The organism is Intrasporangium calvum, from assembly GCF_028446585.1.
In the GTDB taxonomy this organism is placed as follows: Bacteria; Actinomycetota; Actinomycetes; order Actinomycetales; family Dermatophilaceae; genus Intrasporangium; species Intrasporangium calvum_A.
Genome location: NZ_JAPFQL010000040.1, coordinates 1 through 22,177, shown reverse-complemented (window position 1 = coordinate 22,177; position 22,177 = coordinate 1). Strand labels below are relative to the sequence as shown.

Annotated in this window: 21 protein-coding genes and 1 pseudogene; 16 read left to right on the top strand and 6 right to left on the bottom strand. The window is 72.2% G+C overall.

Going from position 1 to position 22,177, the window contains the following annotated elements; genetic code table 11:
• Positions 1-9 precede the first annotated feature (9 nt).
• From OO014_RS10545 to OO014_RS10530, 4 genes are read left to right on the top strand one after another with little or no spacing between them, the layout of a single operon-like run.
• Complete coding sequence (locus OO014_RS10545; RefSeq protein WP_272462273.1) at positions 10-990, top strand: glycosyltransferase family 2 protein; 981 nt, start codon at positions 10-12, stop codon at positions 988-990.
• Complete coding sequence (locus OO014_RS10540) at positions 990-2,081, top strand: polysaccharide pyruvyl transferase family protein (protein WP_272462272.1); 1,092 nt, start codon at positions 990-992, stop codon at positions 2,079-2,081. The genes OO014_RS10545 and OO014_RS10540 overlap by 1 nt, the downstream gene beginning before the upstream one ends.
• A gap of 34 nt (positions 2,082-2,115) precedes the next feature.
• A complete protein-coding gene (rfbA, locus tag OO014_RS10535) occupies positions 2,116-2,985 on the top strand; it encodes a glucose-1-phosphate thymidylyltransferase RfbA (RefSeq protein ID WP_272462271.1) in 870 nt (289 codons plus the stop codon).
• Between the two features lie 7 nt (positions 2,986-2,992).
• Entirely contained in the window at positions 2,993-3,598 is a 606-nt protein-coding gene (locus OO014_RS10530; RefSeq protein WP_272462270.1) for a dTDP-4-dehydrorhamnose 3,5-epimerase family protein, read from the top strand.
• Positions 3,599-3,602: 4 nt separating this feature from the next.
• Here OO014_RS10530 and OO014_RS10525 read toward each other — a convergent pair whose 3' ends face one another.
• Positions 3,603-4,265, bottom strand: coding sequence for a low molecular weight phosphatase family protein (locus tag OO014_RS10525; RefSeq protein ID WP_272462269.1), 663 nt, complete (start codon positions 4,263-4,265; stop codon positions 3,603-3,605).
• A 120-nt stretch (positions 4,266-4,385) separates the two neighbouring features.
• Here OO014_RS10525 and OO014_RS10520 point away from each other — a divergent pair, with 120 nt between their 5' ends.
• On the top strand, positions 4,386-4,664 hold the full coding sequence (locus tag OO014_RS10520; RefSeq protein ID WP_272462268.1) for a PqqD family protein: 279 nt from the start codon (positions 4,386-4,388) through the stop codon (positions 4,662-4,664).
• A gap of 30 nt (positions 4,665-4,694) precedes the next feature.
• Here OO014_RS10520 and OO014_RS10515 read toward each other — a convergent pair whose 3' ends face one another.
• A complete protein-coding gene (locus OO014_RS10515; protein WP_334685042.1) occupies positions 4,695-5,795 on the bottom strand; it encodes a glycosyltransferase in 1,101 nt (366 codons plus the stop codon).
• A gap of 66 nt (positions 5,796-5,861) precedes the next feature.
• On the opposite strand from OO014_RS10515, the gene OO014_RS10510 reads away from it, so the two are divergent.
• From OO014_RS10510 to OO014_RS10500, 3 genes are read left to right on the top strand one after another with little or no spacing between them, the layout of a single operon-like run.
• A complete protein-coding gene (locus tag OO014_RS10510) occupies positions 5,862-6,752 on the top strand; it encodes a hypothetical protein (RefSeq protein ID WP_272462266.1) in 891 nt (296 codons plus the stop codon).
• Entirely contained in the window at positions 6,749-7,045 is a 297-nt protein-coding gene (locus tag OO014_RS10505; RefSeq protein WP_272462265.1) for a hypothetical protein, read from the top strand. The genes OO014_RS10510 and OO014_RS10505 overlap by 4 nt, the downstream gene beginning before the upstream one ends.
• Positions 7,042-7,905 carry a nucleotidyltransferase family protein gene (locus OO014_RS10500; RefSeq protein WP_272462264.1) on the top strand — a complete coding sequence of 288 codons (864 nt, stop codon included), beginning with the start codon at positions 7,042-7,044 and terminating at the stop codon, positions 7,903-7,905. The genes OO014_RS10505 and OO014_RS10500 overlap by 4 nt, the downstream gene beginning before the upstream one ends.
• A 63-nt stretch (positions 7,906-7,968) precedes the next feature.
• Here the strand turns inward: OO014_RS10500 and OO014_RS10495 are convergent, their stop codons facing one another.
• The gene (locus OO014_RS10495; protein WP_272462263.1) at positions 7,969-9,390 is read right to left on the bottom strand and encodes a polysaccharide biosynthesis tyrosine autokinase; all 1,422 of its coding nucleotides are present in this window, start codon (positions 9,388-9,390) and stop codon (positions 7,969-7,971) included.
• A 153-nt stretch (positions 9,391-9,543) separates the two neighbouring features.
• On the opposite strand from OO014_RS10495, the gene OO014_RS10490 reads away from it, so the two are divergent.
• From OO014_RS10490 to OO014_RS10475, 4 genes are read left to right on the top strand one after another with little or no spacing between them, the layout of a single operon-like run.
• Positions 9,544-11,514, top strand: coding sequence for a glycosyltransferase (locus OO014_RS10490; RefSeq protein WP_272462262.1), 1,971 nt, complete (start codon positions 9,544-9,546; stop codon positions 11,512-11,514).
• On the top strand, positions 11,511-12,872 hold the full coding sequence (locus OO014_RS10485) for an O-antigen ligase family protein (RefSeq protein ID WP_272462261.1): 1,362 nt from the start codon (positions 11,511-11,513) through the stop codon (positions 12,870-12,872). Before OO014_RS10490 ends, OO014_RS10485 begins: the two co-directional genes overlap by 4 nt.
• A complete protein-coding gene (locus tag OO014_RS10480) occupies positions 12,869-13,891 on the top strand; it encodes a glycosyltransferase family 4 protein (protein ID WP_272462260.1) in 1,023 nt (340 codons plus the stop codon). The genes OO014_RS10485 and OO014_RS10480 overlap by 4 nt, the downstream gene beginning before the upstream one ends.
• A 5-nt stretch (positions 13,892-13,896) precedes the next feature.
• Complete coding sequence (locus OO014_RS10475) at positions 13,897-15,213, top strand: glycosyltransferase (RefSeq protein ID WP_272462259.1); 1,317 nt, start codon at positions 13,897-13,899, stop codon at positions 15,211-15,213.
• Here OO014_RS10475 and OO014_RS10470 read toward each other — a convergent pair.
• The gene (locus tag OO014_RS10470; RefSeq protein ID WP_272462258.1) at positions 15,192-16,097 is read right to left on the bottom strand and encodes a polysaccharide pyruvyl transferase family protein; all 906 of its coding nucleotides are present in this window, start codon (positions 16,095-16,097) and stop codon (positions 15,192-15,194) included. The two genes, OO014_RS10475 and OO014_RS10470, sit on opposite strands and share 22 nt — an antisense overlap.
• 86 nt (positions 16,098-16,183) lie before the next feature.
• Between OO014_RS10470 and OO014_RS10465 the strand changes: the two genes are divergently transcribed.
• Both OO014_RS10465 and OO014_RS10460 read left to right on the top strand, forming a co-directional pair.
• The gene (locus tag OO014_RS10465) at positions 16,184-17,161 is read left to right on the top strand and encodes a hypothetical protein (protein WP_272462257.1); all 978 of its coding nucleotides are present in this window, start codon (positions 16,184-16,186) and stop codon (positions 17,159-17,161) included.
• A 313-nt stretch (positions 17,162-17,474) separates the two neighbouring features.
• On the top strand, positions 17,475-18,056 hold the full coding sequence (locus tag OO014_RS10460; RefSeq protein WP_272462256.1) for a hypothetical protein: 582 nt from the start codon (positions 17,475-17,477) through the stop codon (positions 18,054-18,056).
• A 41-nt stretch (positions 18,057-18,097) separates the two neighbouring features.
• On the opposite strand, the gene OO014_RS10455 is transcribed toward OO014_RS10460, so the two are convergent.
• Both OO014_RS10455 and OO014_RS10450 read right to left on the bottom strand, forming a co-directional pair.
• Complete coding sequence (locus tag OO014_RS10455; protein WP_272462255.1) at positions 18,098-19,147, bottom strand: glycosyltransferase family 4 protein; 1,050 nt, start codon at positions 19,145-19,147, stop codon at positions 18,098-18,100.
• Positions 19,148-19,170: 23 nt separating this feature from the next.
• Positions 19,171-20,331, bottom strand: a complete 1,161-nt coding sequence (locus OO014_RS10450) for a glycosyltransferase family 4 protein (RefSeq protein WP_272462254.1) — start codon at positions 20,329-20,331, stop codon at positions 19,171-19,173.
• A gap of 120 nt (positions 20,332-20,451) precedes the next feature.
• On the opposite strand from OO014_RS10450, the gene OO014_RS10445 reads away from it, so the two are divergent.
• A complete protein-coding gene (locus OO014_RS10445) occupies positions 20,452-21,519 on the top strand; it encodes a glycosyltransferase family 4 protein (RefSeq protein WP_272462253.1) in 1,068 nt (355 codons plus the stop codon).
• 218 nt (positions 21,520-21,737) lie between these two features.
• A pseudogene (locus tag OO014_RS10440) lies at positions 21,738-22,177 on the top strand (hypothetical protein); the annotation flags it as partial.

The following is a 22,177-nucleotide window of genomic DNA, read 5'->3' as shown; positions in this document are numbered from 1 at the left end:
ACTCCGGGGGTGCACCCCAGTGACCGCGGCGGGTCCGACCCCGGCCCACTCGCCGTCTCCGTGATCATCTGCGTGCGCAACGGCGCGGCCACGCTGGCAGCCCAGCTCGACGGGTTGGCCCGGCAGGTGGGCGCGCCGCCGTTCGAGGTGCTCCTGGTCGACAACGGGTCGACGGACGGGTCGGTGCCCGTGTTCCAGCGGTGGGCGGCCGCGCGCCCGGGCACGGTCGCTGCGGCCCGGGTCGTCGACGCGTCCGATCGGGTCGGGCTCTGCTACGCCCGGAACCGCGGCGCGGCGGCCGCCCATGCGCCGGTCCTCGCCTACTGCGACGCGGATGACATCGTCGGCAGTCAGTGGGTCGCGGCCGCACACGCCGCGATCGGGTCGGGCGCGGAGGCGGTCGGGGGCCGGGTCCTCAGCCTCGACGCGGCACGCAGGCCGACCGAGCAGCTGCTGCTCGACTCGCTGGACAGCGTCGGCCCGGCTGATGGGGCGGACGGGGTCTACCGTTACTTCTGGGGCTGCAACTTCGCGGTGAGCGCCGCGTCGCTGGCCGAGGTCGGCGGCTTCGACGAGGCCCTGCCGCCCTACGGCTGCGACGACGTGGAGATCGGGATCCGGATGACCACCCGAGGAGTCCGGATGACCCACGAGCCGCGGATGGAGGTCTACTACGACCCTCCGCGCGGGCTGCGCAGGCGGCTGACCCGGAGGTACCGGGCGGGCGTGGCCGAGGCCTGCCTGTGGGCTCGGCATCCGCAGGTCTATCGCCGTCGTCCCACGGTCGCGGCACTTCTCGCAGGACTGCCCTGGACCGCCACCCGGGCGGCCGTGCGGACGGCTGGGGGCCCCAAACAGCGCGTCCTCAGCGCAGCTGAGGCACTGGCCCGGTCCGTCGGGCTGGCCGAGGGCCTGCGCGTGTGGGTGAACGCGGGCCGAGTCCCGGCACACGAGAGCACCACCGGCCCGGTCATCCCGCGGTCGTCCTGATGGACCTTCTCGGGCCGTCCCCGGCCGACGCCGCGATCCTGGCCGCCCTCCGCAAGGCCTTCGACGACGCCCTGGGCGGGGCGCTCGGCGGCCGTAGGGAGGCCGTGGTCCTCGACGCACCGAACCATCGCAACGCCGGGGACCTGCTCATCCTGCAGGGCACGCTCGACTCGCTGCAGCGGCTCGGCGTGCGCGTCCGCCTCCTCCAGGACCGCGAGGTGACGTCCTGGCAAACCCTCCGGCACCTCCCGACCCGCGTGGCCGTCCTCCTCCACGGTGGCGGCAACCTCGGTGGGCTCTATCCGGTGCACGACCAGTACCGCTGCCGGGTGCTCGAGACCGTGCCGGACACCTCACGCGTGGTGGTCCTGCCCCAGTCGGTGAGCTTCCCCGACCTCGAGTCGCGGGATGCGACGCGACGTCGCTACGGCCGCTTCCCTGAAGCCGCCTACTTCATCCGCGACACCCAGTCCCTCGGTCGACTGACCGAGGCGGTCCCGGAGGTGGCCGCCAGCGTTCACCTCGTCCCAGACGCCGCCTTCGGGACGACCTTGTCCCGTGGCGAGCCGCCCTCGTCCGACGTGCTCGTCCTCCAGCGGCGGGACCAGGAGTCGACCGGGCTCGACCTCGCGGACCGGGCCCGGGATCTCGAGGTCCGCCACACCGACTGGCCCTCGTTCGATCAGGAGCGGCCCGCCTTCCGCGCACTGCGTCGGTTGACGCGGCTCAGTGCCGCGACCGAGGCGCGACCCAGTCTGCGAGGGCGTCATCCCGCCACGGCCAGGGTGATCCACCGGGTGTGCGAGGGCGTCCTGTCCGTGCCCCAGCGTCACCTGCTCCACCGGCACACCGCCGACCACGTCCACGTCATCGAGGAGACTCTGGGTCAGGGTCGCATCGTCGTGACCGACCGGCTCCACGCCCATGTCGGCGCGGCCCTGATGGGCATTCCCTCGGTCGCGCTGGACAACGTCGACGGCAAGGTGGGAGCCCTGATCGGCGACTGGACCGGCTCGCTGTCCACGACCCACCGCGCCCAGTCGGGCGCCGAGGCCTTCGGGATCGCGCGGGAGCTGCTGCGACAGGCCTGAGCACCACCAGGCCTGACAACTACGCTGGGCCACCATGAAGGGGATCATCCTCGCCGGGGGGACCGGTAGCCGGCTGCACCCGATCACGCGTGGCATCAGCAAACAGCTCATGCCGGTCTACGACAAGCCGATGATCTACTACCCGCTGTCCACGCTGATGATGGCCGGCATCCGGGAGATCCTCGTGATCACGACCCCGCAGGACCGGCCGCAGTTCGAGCGGCTGCTCGGCGACGGCTCGCAGTGGGGGATGTCGTTGTCCTACGCCACGCAGGACCGGCCGGAGGGCCTGGCCCAGGCGTTCATCATCGGCGCCGGGTTCATCGGGTCGGACAGCGTGGCTCTCGTCCTCGGCGACAACATCTTCTTCGGTCCGGGTCTCGGGACCCGCCTGGCCGACAACACCAGCGTCACGGGAGGCCACATCTTCGCCTACCGCGTCGCCGACCCGACGTCCTACGGTGTCGTCGAGTTCGACAGGGCCGGGCGGGTCCTCTCGATCGAGGAGAAGCCGGCGCAGCCGAAGTCGAGCTATGCCGTCCCCGGCCTCTACTTCTACGACAACGACGTCGTTGCGATCGCGAAGGGGCTCGAGCCCAGTGCCAGGGGCGAGCTCGAGATCACCGCGGTCAATGCGGAGTACCTGAGCCGCGGCACGCTGACCGTCAGCGTCCTGCCCCGGGGCACCGCCTGGTTCGACACGGGGACCTTCGAGGGTCTCATCGAGGCGAGCCAGTACGTCCACGTGGTCGAAGCCCGGCAGGGTCAGAAGATCGGGTGTGTCGAGGAGGTCGCCTGGCGCAACGGCTGGATCGACGACGACGTCCTGCGAGGCCACGCCGCCGACCAGATCAAGAGCGGCTATGGCGGCTACCTGCTCGACCTCGTCGCGGAAGGGCGCTGAAGCCATCATGGACATCCGACCGCTGAGCATCGCCGGTGCCTTCGAGGTCACCCCTCGCCAGTTCCACGACGACCGCGGCACCTTCATGGAGGGCTTCCGCATCGACCACCTGGCGGCGGCCATCGGGCACGAGTTCCACGTGCGCCAGTCCAACGTCTCCGTGTCCCGGGCGGGAGCCCTGCGCGGCATCCACCACGCAGCCGTGCCGCCATCGCAGGCGAAGTACGTCACGGCCGCGAGCGGCGTCTTCATCGACTTCGTCGTCGACCTGCGCGTCGGGTCGCCGACCTTCGGGCAGTGGGACAGCGTAAGGCTGGACTCGGTGGACCGGCGCGCCGTCTACCTGGCGGAGGGCCTCGGTCACGCCCTGGCCTGCCTCGAGGACGGCACGGCCGTCTATCTCTGCTCGGAGGTCTTCAACCCCGCAGCGGAGCGCGGCATCAACCCGCTCGACCCGACGGTGGGGCTGGCGCTGCCGGAGGGTTTCGTCCCCATCGTCTCCGACAAGGACGCCGCCGCCCCGACGCTCGAGGCAGCCGCCGAGCGCGGCGATCTGCCCACGCTCGAGGCGTGCCTCGCGCTGGACGCCGCGCTCGCCGAGCGCTCACGCTGACCCGTCAGGAGCGGCGCCGCCGCCAGCCGAGGCGCCCGCGTCGCCCCTCCATGGCCTCCGGGGACAGGCTGACCGGGCGGAGAGCTGACACCGGCTCACCGTCCAGCACGCGAGCCACGACGTCGACCGCCTCAGTGATCTCGTCGAAGGCGACGTGGTAGGCGTCGAGCTCGCGACCATAGGGGTCGGCGATGTCGTCGAGCCGGGGGTCGAGGACGGCCCGACGACGTGTCCCGGCGAGCTCGGTCAGACGACGGAGCGACTGCAGCCGATCGGCCCCGGGGCCCAGCTCACTCGCCACGTCGACCGAGAGCCGGGCGAACTCGCGCAGCGTGAAGGTCCGTCCCGTCGCCGCGGGCACGAGAGCCACGGCGGCGGTCCGGTGGCGCCGGGTCATGCCGAGCACGAGGTCGGCGCTGCCGATGATCTGAGGGGTGAGCAGCCGGGCGCAGAACTCACCCGAGTAGGCCCCCGACTGCTCGAGCAGGTGTGCCATGGAGATGTGGATCGGCGCGTCGATCATGGCCTCGGTGCCGGCGCTGAGCACCGTGATGCCGGCGGAGCCGTCGGCCCAGTCGCGGCGGATCAGGCGCTCGGCCACCGGGGACCGGCAGATGTTGCCGGTGCACACGGTGAGCACCCTGAAGCCCGCGTCCCCCTCCGACATGACCGCCCTTCCCCTCACCGGTGGATCCCCCGGCTGCCAATGTACTCACGGGAACGCGACGTCCGACGGTTTCCACCGGATGGTGCGAGCCCGGCCACCCGCTCGTGGGAGGCTACGAGCGTGACGAGCCCAGCGGCATACGGCCCAGCTCCTGATGTGGGGCGCGTCGACGCGGACGAGCTGACCTACGTCGCAAGGCTGCCCGAGGGGCCCGCGCTGGTGCTCGCCGAGTCGGCGGCGGTCATCTGGGCGGAGGCCAGCGAGGGGGGATCCCTCGAGCAGATCGTCGAGCGGGTGGCCGACGCCTTCGCGCTCCCGCCCCACGCCATCGAGGCCGACGTCACCGCCTTCGTGGCGCAGCTGGTCGCGCTGGGGCTGATCGTCCGCACGGACACCTGAGCCCGTATGCCGCTGGGCTCGGTCCCAGCGTCAGGCTGGGTCGGCGTCGAGCAGGGTCTGCGCCGCCGCGGTGAGGCGCCGATGGAAGTGCGGCTCCGAGAAGCCGTCGACGTGCGCCCTGATGGCGGCGGCGTCCCAGTGCCGGCCCACGTTGGTCAGCACCGCCTCCCGGATGGCGTCCGGGGTCGGCTCGGGGAAGAAGGTCCCGGACACGCCAGGGGCGATGGTGTCGAGGTAGCCGCCCGCGTGCAGGGCCAGGGTCGGCCGGCCGAAGGCGCCCGCCTCGAGTGGCGTGAGACCGAAGTCCTCGAGGCTCGGTGCGATCAGGGCGGTGCTGTGGGCGTAGACCCAGCGCAGCTGTGCGTCGACGAGCCCGGACACGACGCGCACGTTGCCGGGGGCGGCGGCCCGCAGCTCACCCTCCAGGGGGCCATGACCGACGACGACGAGCCGCTGGTCGAGGCCGCGGAAGGCACGGACGGCCTCGGCGACGTTCTTGTAGGGCAGCAGGCGCGAGACGAGCAGGTGGTAGCCGTCGGCCCAGTCCACGAGGTCACGGACCGGCTCGCTCGGTCCCGCGGGGTCGATGCCGAACGGCGGGGGCAGGATCTCCGCGTCGATGCCGTAGGCCTGCTTGACGCGGTCGCGGACGACAGTGGAGTTGACCAGGTAGCGGTCCGCGGTCGCCGCCGCCCGACGGTCCCACCGTCGCAGCGGGGGAGTCAGCGCGAGCAGAACTCGCCCCGTGACCGAGGTCGACGGTGCATGCCCGAGGTAGGCCTCCGCCTGGTAGAGCCAGCGGGCCGGGGCGTGACAGTAGACGAGCTTTCGCCCGGACGCCGGGACGGCATGCGCCCAGCCGGAGCTCGAGGCGATGACGAGGTCGGCGTCGACCGGCAGCCGCGAGACCGCCCAGGGCAGCAGCGGCAGCGCCCGCCGGTGGTCGCGCCGCAGGCGCGCCGAGCGGTTGAGCGGCGAGGTGACGATGCGCGCTTCGCGGAACTCGGGGAAGGTGCCCTCCGGGTCGTAGAGCGTCGTGTGGACCGTCGCATCGGGGAAGGCCCGGAGCATCGACAGGACGACTCGCTCGGCGCCGCCGCGCTGCGTCAGGTAGTCGTGGGCGATGGCCACCCGTGGTCGTCCACCCCCGCCTCTCATGGCGACGATGATGCCACGGGGTGGTTACGCTGCAGCACGATGCCCACGGTCCCCAGCCCGTCCGCCCAGAAGGGCGAGACCGCCCTGCCGGCCCCCGCCGACGGAGTGGTCCGGCTGCACGCGCTCGGCGCCCGGCTGTCACTCGACCTCGGCGGCCTGCCGGACGAGGTGACGAGGGCCTTTCGTCGGGCCTGGCAGCACTGCCTCGACCCGCGAGCGGGTGGCGTCGATCCGGCCGACGAGGTCGACGCCGGTGCGTTCGTCGTGGGGGAGCGGCTGGGGGAGCGGCTGGGGGAGCGGCTGGGGGAGCGGCTCGAGGCGCTGCCGGCCGGGGACGATGACGCGACGGCCCGACTGCTCATGCGGACCACCCAGGGAGTCACGAAGGCCCTCATTGCGGCCCAGGCGGGGCGCGTGCTCATGCTCCATGCCGGCGCGCTCAGCGATCCGGCCACTGGGGCCTCGGTCGTCTACGTCGCGCCCGGCGGGACCGGCAAGACGACGCTGAGCCGCACGTTCGGAGACCGGCTCGCCTACCTCACGGACGAGACGGTCGCCGTCACCGCGGACGGCTGGATCCTGCCCTACCGCAAGCCGCTGTCCATCCGCCGGGACCCGCACCGTGGCCTCAAGGACGAGGTGCCCGCCGGAGAACTGGGGCTGCGGGGCCCCGGGGCACGGCCGTGGGTCGCCGGCGTCGTGGTGATCCGCCGTGATCCGGAGATGCACGGCGTCGCGGTCGAACCGATGGACGTCCTCGACGCGATCGTCACGTTGGCCCCCGAGACGTCGTCGCTCCCGCTCCTCGCCCGGCCGCTCGCCCGGCTGGTCGACCTGGGGGAGTCGACCGGCGGTTTCCGGCTGGTCCGCTACGCCGAGGCGGTCGACCTCGAGCCGCTCATCAGCGACATCACGGGGAGAACGCGATGAGGGACCCGGTCGTCCGGGCCGTCGAGGCCGTCGACGAGCTCGTCATCGACGGCGAGGGCGTCGTCCTCCTCGGCGACGCCTCGGGCGGACGGGTCGTGCGGCTGTCCGCGCTCGGTCTCGCGGTTCGCTCGCTCACCGCCGGAGGTATGCCGCTGGGCGCGCTCGGCGTCCGCCTGGCCGCTGAGTTCGGGGTCCCCGAGGACGGCGACCTCGACGGCGCGGTACGCACCGTGGTGGACGACCTCGCCGCGCAGGGCGTCGTCGAGGTCGACCCGGGCGAGGGGCTCGCGTGACGACGCCGATCCCCACGCCGATCCGCCTCCAGCTGGGTCACGCGGCCGTGCAGGTGGTCGCGGACCGGATCGGTGCGGACCTCCTGCACATCAAAGGGGAGTCGCTCGACCCGACCGTCCGCCGCAGCGGGCGCACGGCCTCCGACGTCGACGTCCTCGTCCACCCCGATCACGTGGGGGCCCTCGTCGTCGCCCTCCGGGCGGCCGGGTGGGAGCTGCTCAACGACTTCCCGTCCAGCTCGGCGTTCGAGCACTCCGCGACGCTGCACCACGTCGCATGGGGTTACCTCGACGTGCATCGCAGCTTCCCCGGCTTCACCGTGCGGCCCGACGCCGCGTTCGACGTGCTCTGGTCCTCGGCCGGCACGTGGGAGGCTGCGGGGCGCCGGTGCCGGGTCCCCGAGCCGACCGCCCAGCGCCTCGTCCTGCTCCTGCACGCCGCCCGGTCTCGCGGGTCGCACCGGGGCAGGCAGGACATCGCGCACGCGTGGACCGCAGCGGACGACGACGTGCGGACCGCCATCGAGGACCTGGCCGGGCGGCTCGGCGCCGAGCTCGGCCTTGCCGCCGCGACCGGCCGCCTCGACGCGTGGCGGGGACATCCCGACCACGACCTGTGGCGGATCGCCTCGTCAGGTGGGACGCGGATCGATGAGTGGCGCGCCCGGATCAAGGCGGCACCCACGGCCCGGGGCAAGCTGCGCCTCGTCGGCCGGGCCGCACTCGTCAACGTCGAGCACCTCGCCATGATCCGGGGGCGGCCGCCGACCCCGGGCGAGGTCGTCGCAGAGTTCTTCGCGCGCCCGGTGCGCGGTGTCCGGGAGGAAGTGGCGCGGCGGCGCCGCCGGCAGCGGTCGTGATCCTGGCTCTCCGCCGGCTCGGCCTGATCGGACCCTGCCTGATCGGACCCTGCCTGATCGGGCTCAGCGAGTCCGCGCGCTCCGGCGCCGGTCCGAACGGCTCGATTGCGCTCGGAGGGCCCGTCCGCCGTGCACGGCCGCCGTCTGGCCGTAGCCGTAGGTGCCGTAGCGGTAAGCGGCGGCGCTCGAACCGGTCGCGAGGTTGAGTGCGAAGCCGGCGACGGGGACCTCGACGGTCTCGAGGGAGCGCAGGGCGGCCTCGAGCTCGCGGCGCTTCGTGCGCTCGCTCGCGACGACCATGATCAGCCCGTGCGTCAGCTGGTTGAGCAGGACCGCATCGATGACCGGGTTGATCGGAGGGCTGTCGATGAGGATGTAGTCGAAGTCCTGGGCCAGCTTCTGGAAGAGCTGGGACATCGCCTCGGAGCCGATCAGCTCGCTCGGGTTGGGCGGGATCTGGCCCGCCGGGAGCACGTGCAGGCTCGTGTCGCGCCACAGCTGGATGACGTCGGCCGGCTCGGCCCGCCCGAGCAGGACGGTCGTCAGGCCGGCGCTGCCCTCGAGCCCCATCGTCTTGGCGACCGACGGGTTGCGCAGGTCTCCGTCGATGAGCAGCACCTTGGAGCCGGCGTCCGCCATCGCGATGGCGAGGTTGACCGAGGTCGTCGTCTTGCCCTCGCCGGGATTCGACGAGGTGATGACGAACGAGTGGCCCTGGGTCGTGACGTCGACGAACAGGATGTTGGTGCGCAACCGCCTGATCGCCTCGGCGTGGTGGGTGTGCGGGTCGTCGGCGAGGGTGAGCACGGGACCGTCACTGCCCTTGACGAAGGGGATCGTCGCGAGGATCGGGCGGCCGGACAGCTTGCGGATGTCCTCGTCGCCGCGCACCTTCGTGTCGGCGACGTGCCTCAGCAGCGCCGCGCCGATACCGATGACGAGGCCGGCGAGGAGGGCCATCGCGAGGTTGGTCCTGACCTTGGGCGAGATCGGCTCGGTCGGCGCCAGCGCCGGGGTGATCGCTTCCGCCTCGACGACCTGGTTGTTGTTGGCCAGCAGGGGCGAGAACTTCTTTGCCGCCTCAGCCAGGACCGGCCCGGCCGTGTTGGCGATGTCCGCGGCCCGCTGCGGGTCGGAGCTGCGCGCCTGGAGGTCGAGGACGTTGGTCAGCTCCGAGACCGTCCCGGTGACGTCGATGCCGGTGCCAGGGGGCAGCCCGAGCCGTTGCCGCAGGGGCTCCTGCACGGCGGGGGACCCGAGGATGGCGACGTAGGTGTTGAGGTCCTTCTGCGTGATGGCGTAGGTGCCACCGGGACTCTTGTCGTCGGCCGGTTTGACCGTGGAGAGGTAGACCCGCGCCGTTGCCTCGTAGACCGGGGTCGTCATCATCGTGGACGCAGCCGTGGCACCCAGCACGACGAGCACGCAGAAGGCGATGAGCCGCCACCTGGTGCGGATCACGCCCACGAGATCGCGAATCGTCACTGGCCCCCCTTGGGCGTCTCTTCGGAAGGAAGTCGGACTACTGACCGCCAATCCTCCCATATCATCTGTGCGTCGCTGGCCCGTTCAGCGAAGCCCCCGGCCGCACGGCTCGGGGCCGCACAGGGTGGGAGTTGTCGATTGCGGGTCTTGCGGGTGTCGCACAGCGCAGTCGTCGACGCGTGGCGCGAGCGCGAGCGGTCGCTGCGGGACCTCGGCCATGACGTCGTCACCCTCTCCGCGGCGGCGTGGGACGAGGGCGGCAGCTTCGTGCGGTTGAGGCCCCGCCCCGGTGAGCCGGTGCAGCCGGTGCGGACGTTGGGTCGGCACCCCGCCCTCTTCGTCTTCGACCCCCGCCCGCTATGGCGGGCGCTGGGCCAGCCATGGGACGTCATCGACATCCACGAGGAGCCGTTCGCACTGAGCACCGCCGAGGTGCTCGTGCTCCGGGTGCTCCGTCGGAGTCGCACTCCGTACGTCCTCTACTCGGCCCAGAACATCGACAAGACCTACCCCGTGCCGTTTCGGTGGCTCGAGCGCTGGGCGCTGCGTCATGCTGCTGGGGTGAGCGTGTGCAACTCCGAGGCGGGGCACATCGTCGAGCGCAAGGGCCTCCCGGTGAGCGCCACGCTCATCCCCCTCGGCACGGACCTGATGCACTTCAGGCCCGTGGACGGATCGCCTGCCGACGGGTCACGTCCTGCGATCGTCCGGGTCGGCTACGCCGGCCGGCTCGAGGCGCACAAGGGAGTCGCGGTCCTGATCGACGCGGTGTGCGCCGACGAGCGCCTCACGCTCCGGGTGGCCGGTGCCGGGCCCGCCGAGGCCGAGCTGCGCGCGCAGGTGCAGGCCCGAGGTGCGACCGGTCGCGTCGAGTTCGCGGGCGCCGTCCCCCACGCCGACCTGCCGGGTTTCTACCGGTCCGTGGACGTCGTCGCCGTCCCCTCGCTGACGACGGACTCGTGGGTCGAGCAGTTCGGTCGCGTGGCGGTCGAGGCGATGGCCTGCGGGACGCCGGTCGTGGCGAGCGACAGCGGCGCCCTCCCTGACGTCGTCGGAGAGGCCGGCGTCCTCGTGCCGCCAGGTGACGCCGCCGCCCTGCGCGACGCCCTGCTGCGCGTCGGCACCGACCCGGAGTTCGCGGCCACCCTCCGTTCCGCCGGTCTCTCGCAGGCCGCCGGGACGAGCTGGGCCACCGTCGCGGCCCGCCAGGACGGGCTGTACCGCTCGGCCGTCGGGCCACTCGGTCACGACCCCGAGCCGGGGCCTCGACCCGTTGACATCGTGGTGGTCGCCTACGGAGCGCCCGACCTGCTCCGCTCCGCCCTGCAGCCACTCCGTGGTGAGACGGTCCTGGTCGTGGACAACTCGTCGTCACCCGAGGTGCGGGCCGTCTGCTCCGAGCTCGGCGTGCGCTACGTCGACCCCGGCCACAACGGGGGGTTCGCCGCGGGCGTCAACGTCGGCCTGCGGGAGCGGCGGTCCGAGAGCTCCGACGTCCTCCTGCTCAACCCGGACGCGCGGATCGAGCCCAGCGGCATACGGCAGCTCACTGCCGCGCTGCGCGCACGGCCCGACCTCGCGAGCGTCAGCCCGCGCCTACGCGACCCGCAGGGGGACGACGAGCGGGTCCTCTGGCCGTTCCCGACCCCGTTCGGCGCGTGGCTCGACGCCCTGGCGCTCGGGCGGCACCGACGCGGCGAGTTCGCCGTCGGCGCGGTGCTCCTTCTGCGCGCCGAGGCGATCCGCGACATCGGGGGCTTCGACGACACCTTCTTCCTCTACGCCGAGGAGACGGACTGGGCCTACCGAGCCGCGCGCCGGGGATGGCGCCACGCGATGGTCGCCACCGTCACGGCGACCCACGTGGGGGCCGGCACGAGCGGCGACGAGACCCGACGTGAGGCTCACTTCCACGCCGGACAGGAGCGCTACTACCGCAAGCACTTCGGCGGCGTCGGGTGGCAGATCGCCAGGGCGGCCCAGCTCGCCGGATCCGCCGCCCGGTCGCTGCGCCCCGGCCGAGCCGGGCAGCTCGCGCGCAACCGGGTCCGGACCTACCTGCGCGGGCCGCTCGCGGTGGAGCGCGACCTGGCCGCCCGCACGGGTGCGGAGGAGGAGCGGTGACGGCGGCTCAGCTGCGCGAGATCGTCGTGCGCCTCGCGCTCGTGGTCGGACTGCTCGGCGTGCTCCTGTTCGTCGGTCGGGGGCTGGCCCGCGACCCCGAGCTGCCCCTTCTGCTGGCCGGACTCATCCTCTTCCTCGGGCTCGTCGTCGCCGACCCCGCTCTCGTGCCGCTCGTCGCCTTGCCCCTGTTGCTCGTCACCGCCCGCATCTCGCTCGCCGGAGTCGACCTGGCCGTCTCCGACGCACTCCTGGCGGTCGCTCTCCTGCCGTCGCTGCTCGTCCTCCTCGGAGGCACCTCGCGGGCCATGCGACAGGTCATGTGGCTCGGCGCCCTCTACCAGGTCGCCACCCTGTTCACCCTGGTGCGCAACCCCTACCAGGCCAACCTCGTCGAGTGGTTCCACGCGGGCGTCCTCGTCCTCGGGGCAGTCACTGTCGGCTGGGCCCTCGGGCGACGCGGCCACGGCGGCCGAAGCCTGCGCATCCTCGCGCTCACCACGCTCGCTCTCGCACTCATCACCTTGGGAGAGGCCTTCGCGCAGTACCGCGCGGGCGACTTCGCTCCCGTCGAGATGTCCTGGCCCTACCAGGTGCAGAAGAACGCGATCGGCACCGTCTTCGCCCTGGTCGGGGTGGTGCTCTACGTGCGCCCGACCTGGCTCGGCTGGAGCAGGGGCTGGTCGCTGACCGCCTTCTGGACCCTCGTGGCCGCGCTCCTGACCACCCAGTCGCGGCAGGGGGTCATCGCGCTCGCCGTGGCCGTGGGCGTCCTCGTCATGCGGCGCACGACGACGCGTCGCCGCTCCAAGGGCATCCTTCTCGCCCTCCTCCCTGCCCTCGTCGGCGTCAGCGTCATGGTCCAGGACCAGGTCAGGTCCGGCAACGAGTTCAACTCCTTCTTCCAGCGCCTCGCGTGGTTCGAGGAATCGATCCGCATCTGGGGCACCGACCCCTGGTTCGGGGTGGGACTGCGCTGGTGGTACACCGACCGGTTCGCCGAGGCGTTCCAGCCCCCCAACGGGTTCATGGACACCCTGACGAGCGGGGGGATCATCGGGCTCGTCGCCTTCATCGCGCTGCTCGCCGGGACGTGGCTCGTCGCCCGGCGACTCGACCCGACGTTCGGGGTGCTGGCCGAGCTGGTCCTGCTGGCCCGCATCGTGCAGAGCCAGTTCGACCTCTTCTGGGTGGCGGTCCAGGTGTCCCTGCCCTTCCTCATCCTCGGCCTGTGTCTCGGTGCCGCTGCGCACCAGGAGGCGGACGCTGACGAGACTGCGCGGCTCCGGAGCCAGCTGGAGCAGGCCCAGCAGTCCGGCTTCAGCGGGCGACCGGCCCCCGCCGCTGGGGCAGCCGGGTGAGGATCGTCCACGCCGTGTGCACCGACGCCTTCGCCGGGGTGGAGCGTCACATCGCCGTGCTCGCCATGGCCCAGGCCGACTCCGGTCACGACGTCATCGTGGTCGGCGGCCACGCGCGCACGATGCGGGAGGTCATGGATCGGCGCGACATCCGCCACGTGGCCGCCAGCACCGTGTGGGACGTCCGCCGAGCCCTGGACCGGCTCGGCGATGCCGACGTCTTCAACGTCCACATGACCTCGGCGGAGATCGCGGCGGCCCTGGCCTTCCGCTCCCGGCAGGTGCCGGTAGTGGCGACTCGGCACTTCCCAGCCCGACGAGGAGCCTCGTCCTGGCTCGCCGGCGTGGCCGCCCGGATGGCGGCACGTCGGATCTCGGCGCAGATAGCGGTCAGCCGCTTCGTCGCCGACCACATCGAGCCCCCGTCGACGGTCGTGGTCTCGGGAGTGCCGATGGCGGACGGCGCCGGCGGCCCGGCGCGACGATCGGACCGCGTCCTCGTCGCCCAACGCCTCGAGCCGGAGAAGCGCACGGCTGACGCTCTCCGCATCTTTGCGCTCGCCGGTCTCGCGGCGGACGGCTGGTCGCTCGACATCGCCGGGGAGGGACGGGAGCGCCACCTGCTCGAAGGGCTGGCCGACGAGCTCGGGATCGGGCCGGCAGTCCGGTTCCTGGGGCACCGCAACGACGTCGCAGACCTGATGGACCGGTCCGCGATCCTGCTGGCGGCCGGGTGCAACGAGGCCCTGGGCCTCACGGTGCTCGAGGCCATGAGCCGTGGCCTGCCCGTGGTCGCTGCTGCCGGCGGCGGCCACGTCGAGACCGTCTGCAGCGTGGCACCGGAGTGGTGCCACCCCGTCGGCGACCTCCGCAAGGCGGCCGATCTCCTCGCAGCCCTCGCCAGAGACCCGGCCCCGCGCATCGCCCTGGGTGACCGCCTCAGGTCGGCCCAGCGGAGCCGGTTCACCGTCGCTGCGCAGGCCGAGGCCACCGAGGCCGTGTACCGGAGCGTTTTGTGAACGGCGTGGACGGACTGGAGGGTGGCCTCGCGGGTGGCCCCGCGCCCATCGGCGGAGGGCGGACCGATCTCGTCGTCCTGTCGCTGGAGCGTTGGGATCAGGTGTGGCGTCGCAACCAGCACCTCCTCGCCGGCCTCCTGCGCCTTGACCCGGGCCTGCGCGTCCTCTTCGTCGAGCCGGCGGTCGACCCGGTGCACGACCTGCTGCGCCGGCGCCGGCCCCAACTGCCACGGGGTCTCCGCCCGGCGCCTCCGGTCCCCGGGGTCCCTGCCGGGCGGCTCTGGCTCCTGGAGCCGGCGAAGTGGCTCCCGAGACGGCTTGACCGCCGCGCCGACGAGCGGCTCGCGGCGCGCACCATGGAGGCGGCTCGCCGCCTCGGGTTCCTCGCCCCGCTGCTCTGGGTGAACGACCCCGACGGCGCCGCGGTCCTTGAGGCCACTGGCTGGCCGGCGCTGTACGACGTGACGGACGACTGGCTCCTCGCCGACCGCTCTCCCGCCGAGACCTCCCGACGGGCGCGCGCCGAGGCGCTGCTGCTCGAACGGGCCCGAGAGGTGGTCGTCTGCTCCCCAGCCCTGGCCCGCACCAAGGGCAAGGGTAGGAAGGTCACCCTGGTGCCCAATGCCGTCGACGTCGCGGCCTACGGATCACCCCGCCCTCGCCCGGGTGACCTGCCGCCCGACCCGGTGGCCCTCTACGTCGGGACGGCACACCGGGACCGCCTCGATGTCGAGCTGTGTGCCCGGACTGCACAGGCCCTCTCCGGTGTGGGCCGCCTAGTCCTCGTCGGTCCTGTGTCCTTGCCGGCGGCCGACCTCCAGCGGCTCCGCGAGGCAGGAGCGGTCCTGCTCGGCGCCCGGCCCGCCGCAGAGGTTCCCGGATATCTCCAGCACGCCGACGTTCTCCTCGTGCCACATGCGGTCACGCCGTTCACGGAGAGCCTCGACCCGATCAAGCTCTACGAGTACCGGGCGGTTGGGCGTCCGGTGGTCAGCACCGCTGTCGCCGGCTTCCGCGACGCCAACGACCCGCTCGTCAGCATCGTCGACCGGGACGACTTCGCGGCGGCGGTCGTCGACGGGATGCGGTCGTCACCAGCGGGTGGCGGGTCGGGTGATGCGGCAGGCGGCGGCTCCTCCGGGCAGCCGGGTCGATCAGTGCCCACAGTGCCCCCAGTGCCCCCAGTGCCCCCAGTGCCCCGAGTGCCCCCAGTGCCGTCTTGGGCCGACCGAGTCGCACAGATGGCGGGGGTCCTGCATCGGGTTGCCGATGCGCCCGGGGTGGACCGCGACGGAGGCGCTCAGCCGCGGTCGAGCACCTGACGCACCGTCGCGGCGGGGAAGCGGGCGCCCTGACGGGCGATGCGCTGCAGTTCGTGGGTGGCCGCCTCCAGTGCTCTGACGCAGTCCGCGACCGACGTGGCCGAGACCTGGGCGGTCTCGCGGACGAGCTGGTCGACGTCCATCTCCGGGTCCAGGCTGAAGCGCCGAGAGGACCCCGGTGACACCACGGACTCGTAGTCCCGGAACTTGAAGTCCCCTCCGGACAGGGCCGGTGACCAGACGAACCACGCGGCAGGGATCCCGAAGGCATCCGCGGTGATGAGCCCGTGCAGCGACGTCGCCAGCACCGCGCCGCAGGACGTGATGTCGTGGACGACACGGGGAACGGACCGGTTGACGTCAATCAGCCGGACCCGGCCCGGGTGGGCCGCGGCGAGGGCTCGGAGGTGCGCATCGTCCCGGTGGTGGCCGTGGGCCGCGATCCCGAGCTGCCAGCGCGGAGCCCGGCGGCGTCGGTGTCGGGCGACGAGGAGACCCGGGTCGCCGAGGGCGCGGACGGGTGGGCTGCCCAGCAGCTCGTGGGTCAACCTCCCGCGCACCGCGAGGACGGTGGCGTCCGGCAACGGTCGAGGTGTCTCGTGCATCAGGCCGCTGCCCCAGATCAGCCCGTCGAAGGCCTCGGGCAGGAACTCGAGGATGCTGCCCACGCCGACGAACCGTGCGCGGGCCGGTTCGCGGTGGATCGGGACGACGCCGTAGCGGGGCAGGAGCCAGGGCGTCATGGCATCACCGAAGTTCTCGTGGCCGTCCCACCAGTAACCCTCGACCGACGTGCCCCCGCGCCACACCTCTGGGCGGAGCCCGGCTCCGAGGAGCCGGCGCGCGGCCCTGGCCCTCCTGCGAGCCGGATGGTCGTATTCCACGCTGCGCAGTATCGCAGGGGCGCCCGGCGCGCTGCCCTCTAGCATGGGCGCATCGAACGGGAGCGCACGGCAGGAGCGGTTGAGGGATGAAACGGGGAATCTCGACGGCGGGGCTGGTGGTGTTCCTGCTCGTCGACGTGGTGCTCGTCTACCTGGCGCTGCGCCCACCATCGGCGGAGAGCGCGAGCACGACGCCGTCCGTCGTGACGAGCGCCAGTGCCGACGCGACCGAACCCACCGAGACACCTGCCCAGGGGGCCGAGGCGCCCACGTCCCCGACGGCCACACCCCGGGACGCGGCCACCAGCTCCACTGAGGGCCAGTCCTCCCCGCGGCCGGTCCGCATCCTCCTCGCAGCGCTCGACCTCGAGGTTGCCTGGCGGGCCACGGTGGGGACGTGCGCGGCAGGAGGGGCCACGCTCAGCATCACCGTCGATGGTGGCACCACCTGGGACGAGGTCGAGCCCCCCGCTGGGACCATCTCGCGCATCCAGCCGCTCGATCTGGATCGGGGCTTCATCGTCGGCGGCGCGGAGGGCTGTGCCCAGGACCAGTTCACGACGGAGGACGGGGGGCAGGCCTGGGCGGGCCCAGTTGCCCTGGTGGGCGGCTGGGCCCGCAAGCTGGACGTCCCCACCGAGGTGACCACGCCACAGTCACCCGCAGCCCGGCCCTGCGGAGACGACACCGTCCTCGACCTGTCCCGGACGTCATCGCAGCAGGCTGAGGCCCTCTGCAGCGACGGTTCGGTCAGGGTGACCGAGGACGGGGGTGTCGGCTGGAGCGACTCCGGGGAGGCCAGTGGCGCCGTGGCGCTCGCCAACCGTCTCGAAGGCGGCGTCCTGACGACCTACGTCGTGCGTCTCCGCGCCGAGGGATGCGACGGCCTTCAGGTGGCCAAGGTGGTTCAGGGGATCGAGCCCGGCGAGGTTGCCTGCATCGAGGCGGACGCCCCGACCGGCGGCAACGTGGCCCTCTCGGTCGCAGAGGGAGCCGGTTGGCTCGTGGTCGACGACCGCACGTGGGTCAGCGGCCCGGATCTCACGGTCTGGGAAGAGGCCTGACCTTCTACTCGTAGGTCTCCAGCACGGTGGGGTGGCTGCCCCGCTCGGGCAGCAGTGTCGCCTGCTTCACGATGTCCCTGATGATGCGGTTGAGCCAGGCGAGGTAACCGCCGACCGCGAGCACCGGCCCGAGCCGGACACCATGGCCCCGATGAGCACCTTCCGGTTGCGCCGGCGCTCGCGGCGCTCCCTGCCCGAGGCGCTGTCGGGAGCCGCTTCCCCGCGGTCCGGTCGAACCAGTCCGGCTCCGGCAGGTCTCGCGTGCCCTCCACCCGGCGGGTCCAGGTTGCACAGGCTGAATACACTGGCCGTCATGTCGAGAAGGTCGGGGCCCATCAGTGGCGATGTCCCTGTCGCGGTGGGCGCCGTACTCCTCTTCCTGGTCTATGTCTGGGTCCTGACTCGGGCGACGGTTCCGGTCGTCACGACCCTGGCCTTCGCGAGTGACACCCGCCCCAAGCTGTATGCCGGTCTGCTCGCTCTGCTCGTCGGCCTCCCGGGCTGCCTGCTGACGATCCCGCGAGCGCTTGCCGCGGCGCCGCCGCGGGTGCGGCCGTCAGTTCGCGAGCGTCGCCAGATGGCTGCGCGCCGACAGTCCCACATCAAGACGGATGTCATCGGCATCGCCGCCCTGCTGTTCGCGCAGGTTCCCCTCCCCGCGCCGTGGGGGCCGGCCGGCAAGGCCGCGACGATCGCCAACATCACCAAGTCGGCCGAGATCGTCGAGCTGAGCGCCCGCTTCGCCAACTGGTCGATCGCGATCTTCGGGATCGGGGTGCTGGCGGCGATCTTGGTCCGGGTCTACAGCCACGCCGCAGCCTTCCGGGTCTTCGGGATCGTCCTGGCGGCGGGCGTCCCGGTCATCGCCTGGTTCATTCTGGTGCGCTCGATCTGACCGGGTGCGACGGGCGTGCCCGGCCTGTTCGCGGGCGCCCATCACCCCTGGGCGGTCCGGATCCTCAGGATCAGCCGGGCGACGGTCTCGGCACTGCCCCGCCAGCGGCGACGTCCGGCGTTCGCGCGTCCGGCAGCCCTGAGCTCGTCGCGCCGCGCGGGGTCGCCCAGGACATCGCGGACGGCCGCGGGAAGCTCTTCGGTGGCTGCCACGAGCTCGGCCCCGTCGCCTGCGACTTCAGGGACGGAAGCGGCTGCGAGTGCGACGACGGGACAGCCTCGTCGCTGTGCCTCGACGATCGGCAGCCCGAAACCCTCGTAGCGCGAAGGGAAGACGAGGCACCGAGCATGGTCGTAGAGCCAGACGATCTCGCCGTCGGAGAGCCGTCCGGCAAAGGTGGCGTGCTGCCAGTCCTGTCGGCGCTCGGCGTGGAAGACCCGGTCCGAACCGGAGGCTCCCACCACGATGGTGCGCACCGACTGGGACTCCAGTGCGGTCAAGGTGTCCGCGAGGTTCTTGTGCTTGGCGAACGTGCCCACACAGAGGACGAAGTCCGCATCGAGACCGTCCAGCAACGGGCGGACGGGCTTGATGCCGTCGACGTGGTCGCTGCCGTTGCCGGCGACCACGAACCGGTTGCGAGCGACGCCGAGGACCTCGGCCAGCTCCGACGCGCTGAACTCCGACACGGTGAGGATCGCTGCCGCTCGATGGGCGAGGACGCGGTACATGAAGCGATACCAGGTCCCGAACAGCCGGCTGTAGGTGTCGGGGAAACGGAACGGTGAGGCGTCGTGCATCGTCACGATCTGGCGTGGCGCGGCCAGGGGGGCCGGCCCGCCGAGGCTCACGAGAAGGTCTCGCCGCGCCGCCCACGGCAGCCAGAGCTGCTCGAAGATCGTGCCCCGCAGGGGTGACCGCCTGACAGTGACGCTCGGCGGCAGCCAGGCTGGGGCCTCGGCGTCCCGGGGCAGATGGAGCGTGACCGGGCCATCGAGCTGCGGTATCACGCGGCGGGCGATCTCACCGGCGTAGCGCTGCGTCCCGGTGATGGGCTGGCTCAACCACTTGCCGTTCAGGCCCACCCCCATGGCGCTCGTCCGGGTCCCGCTCCTCACTGTGGGGCCTTAGGCAGGACAACGTCATAGATGGCTATGTAGTCGTCGCAGACCCGCTCCCACGAGTAGGCCTGCACGCTCATGTGACCGTTCCGTGCCACGACGGAGCTGGTATCCGGGTCGTCGACCACCCTGCGGATGGCGGCGCCCAGGGCGGTCAGGTCGGTCGGGTCGACCAAGAAGGCGTCGACGCCGTCGGTGACGACGTCCCGCGCGCCGCTGTTCTCCGTGAGGAGCAGTGGAGAGCCTCCTCGCCAGGCCTCGAGAGCCACGATCCCGAATGCCTCGACTCGGCTCGGCACCACCACCACCGTCGAGTGCTCCATGAGCCAGGCGACCTCGGGCCGGCTGATCCGCCCGGGCAGGACCACCGCCTCGGCGGCATCGAGCTCCTCGACCAGGGCCGCGAGCCGGGGCAGGGCCGCACCGTCGCCGGCGATGACCAGGTGCTCCCCGGGACGCCGGACCGAGGCGAAGGCCCGCACGAGGAGGTCGAAGCCCTTGACCTGCTCGATGCGGCCCACGGCTCCCACGACCACGGTAGACAGAGGCCACCAGGTCGGCGGATCCTGCGGCGCCCGCTCGGCGCGGGCGTCGAGCTCCACTCCGTTGGGCACGACGTGGGGGTGCTGCGTCCCGAAACCGGTCTCCAGGGCCTCCGCCACCATCGTCGAGCAAGCGGTGACGGCTGCCGCGCGGCGGCCCGCCAGACGCAGCGCACGGCGCAGCAGCGCGGACTTCTCGAACACGCGGTCGTCGTCCATGAAGGTCTCGCCATGTCCGCTGACCACCAGCGGCGTGCCGGTGAGGCGGCTGAGGGCGAGTGCGTAGACCCCATTGGGACCGAAGCAGTGGACGTGCAGGATCTCGGGTCGGAAGCTGAGGTAGGCGCCCACCCAGGACATCACGGCGGCGGGCAGCCGAGTCCCGAAAGTCAGCAGGGCCCTGAGCGAACGGGCCGGCAAAGGGGTGGGCAGGTAGCGAACCTCGAAGCCGTCCATGTCTCGGGCGCCGAGGTGCTCTCCACGGTCCACGGTCCACACGACGACGTGATGACCCCGTGCGGCCAACACCCTGGCCACGTGCCGCACGTGCTCCTCGACTCCGCCGGTGTGCGGATCGAATGATGACGCCACCAGCGCGATCCGCCGATCCATGGTCCTCCGGGCCTCGTCCCTCGTGCCCGCAGCCACCGGCAGGCACTGGCTCACCCTATGATGCGGGAGCGCTCGGCGGGAGCGGTCTGGAACCCGGCTCGGACCGGAAGGAGGGGCCTCGTGCGACGGTTGACGATCGCCACCGTGGCCACCGACAACCCGATGGGCGCCCAGGTCTACGAGGCAGAGATAGCCACGCGAGCCGCCGCCGCGCTGGCCGGTGTGGACGGCCCCGGGTGGGCCGCACGTCGCCTTGTCGTTCGGTCCCTGCGAGCGGCGACGCCGGGGAACCGTCGGCTGCCGATGGGCTGGGTGACCTCGGCCTCTCCCGTCGCGCGACGCGAGGTGGGGCGGTTGCTCTATGCCGGCGACACGGTCTCCCACCGGATGAACCTCGAGCTGCCGCCGTCACCGCGAGCAGACGTGGTCACCCTGCACGACGTCGTGGCGTGGAAGTTCCCGGATGAGTCGCCTCCTGTTCCGGCAGCGCGTGAGGAGCTCCGCCGCGCTGCTGCGGTCATCTGCGTGTCGCACTTCAGCGCGGCGGAAGCGGTCGAGCTGCTTGGCATCGAGGCACCCCACGTCGTGCACAACGGAGTGGACCGGCGCTTCTTCGATCCGGCGCCGGCCGCCCCCGACTCGTTGGCCCGACTCGGCATCGACGGGACGTACGTCCTCGTCACGGGGGGAGCCTCGGCCAGGAAGAACCTCGAGGGGCTCGCCGCCGCGTGGCGGGAGGTCTCCCGGGCTCGACCAGACCTCACCCTCGTCGTCGCGGGGCCTGAGCACCCTCGGCGGAGCGAGCTCTTCAGGCCGTTGCCGTCGGCTCGCCTGGTCGGGCGCGTGGACGGCGCCCTGCTGCCCGGCCTCGTCGCCGGAGCGTCGGCGCTCGTCGTCCCCTCGCACTACGAGGGATTTGGGCTGCCTGCGCTCGAGGGCATGGCCGCGGGGGTCCCGGTCGTCGCGGCCCGCACGAGTGCACTCCCCGAAGTGATCGGCGATGCAGGGCTCCTCGTGGACCCGACGCCCGCCGGCCTGGCCGAGGGCATCCTGCACGCGGTCTCCGGCGAGTCGGAGGTCCGGCAGATGGCGGCTCGCGGCCGACTTCGAGCCGAGGCATTCACCTGGGAAGAGAGCGCGCGGGGGCACGCGCGCGTCTGGTCGGCCGTCGGGAAGTCTCTGGCCTGAAGGATGCCGTTGGGGAGGGTCCCGGACCACCCTCGTGCAGCCCTGCGGTGGGCCGGGTCACAGATCAGCAAACAGGCGCCTGACCTGCGTGGAAAGGCGCGCCGCCGCTGCTGGCCATGCGGTATCGTCGGCTTCGGCTCGCGGGGAGCGTTGTTTGCATTTGTTCAGAGCCGCGGAGCAACCCAAGCAGCTTCCAATCCTGAGGGGGATTCACCCACATGACCAACTTCGAGAACGGCTCCGGTCTGCGCCCGTCGCGGCGCACCGTGGTCAAGGGCGCGGCATGGGCGGTCCCCGCCGTGGCCGTCGCCGCCAGCACGCCCGCCTCCGCGTCCTCGCCGGAGGAGCCGGAGATCAACTTCGAGCTGAGCTCGTTGTGCAAGCTGCCTGGCCAGTCCAGCGGCGAGCAGTGCTACGACAAGGGCAACGTCGCGTTCCTCGTCTTCGACAACACCAAGAGCTCGCAGGACTACACGATCTGCGCGATCACCGCGATGTCCAACGACAAGATGAGCCTCTGCATCGTCGGCATCTCGGACCCGGACGTCGACTGCGGCTCGTTCGCCGACTCCGTCGTCATCCCGGCAGGCGAGACCAAGACCATCGCGGTCTGGACCAACGGTGCGGAGGAGAGCTCCGGCGGCACGTTCACGGTGCA

Excerpts from the sequence above, each read along its gene's own strand:
- OO014_RS10450 (WP_272462254.1), bottom strand. The coding sequence starts at position 20,331 with ATGGATCGGCGGATCGCGCTGGTGGCGTCATCATTCGATCCGCACACC.
- OO014_RS10525 (WP_272462269.1), bottom strand. The coding sequence starts at position 4,265 with ATGTCGGAGGGGGACGCGGGCTTCAGGGTGCTCACCGTGTGCACCGGC.
- rfbA (WP_272462271.1), top strand. The coding sequence starts at position 2,116 with ATGAAGGGGATCATCCTCGCCGGGGGGACCGGTAGCCGGCTGCACCCG.
- OO014_RS10530 (WP_272462270.1), top strand. The coding sequence starts at position 2,993 with ATGGACATCCGACCGCTGAGCATCGCCGGTGCCTTCGAGGTCACCCCT.
- OO014_RS10540 (WP_272462272.1), top strand. The coding sequence starts at position 990 with ATGGACCTTCTCGGGCCGTCCCCGGCCGACGCCGCGATCCTGGCCGCC.
- OO014_RS10465 (WP_272462257.1), top strand. The coding sequence starts at position 16,184 with ATGAAACGGGGAATCTCGACGGCGGGGCTGGTGGTGTTCCTGCTCGTC.
- OO014_RS10460 (WP_272462256.1), top strand. The coding sequence starts at position 17,475 with ATGTCGAGAAGGTCGGGGCCCATCAGTGGCGATGTCCCTGTCGCGGTG.
- OO014_RS10455 (WP_272462255.1), bottom strand. The coding sequence starts at position 19,147 with ATGGGGGTGGGCCTGAACGGCAAGTGGTTGAGCCAGCCCATCACCGGG.
- OO014_RS10510 (WP_272462266.1), top strand. The coding sequence starts at position 5,862 with ATGCCCACGGTCCCCAGCCCGTCCGCCCAGAAGGGCGAGACCGCCCTG.
- OO014_RS10505 (WP_272462265.1), top strand. The coding sequence starts at position 6,749 with ATGAGGGACCCGGTCGTCCGGGCCGTCGAGGCCGTCGACGAGCTCGTC.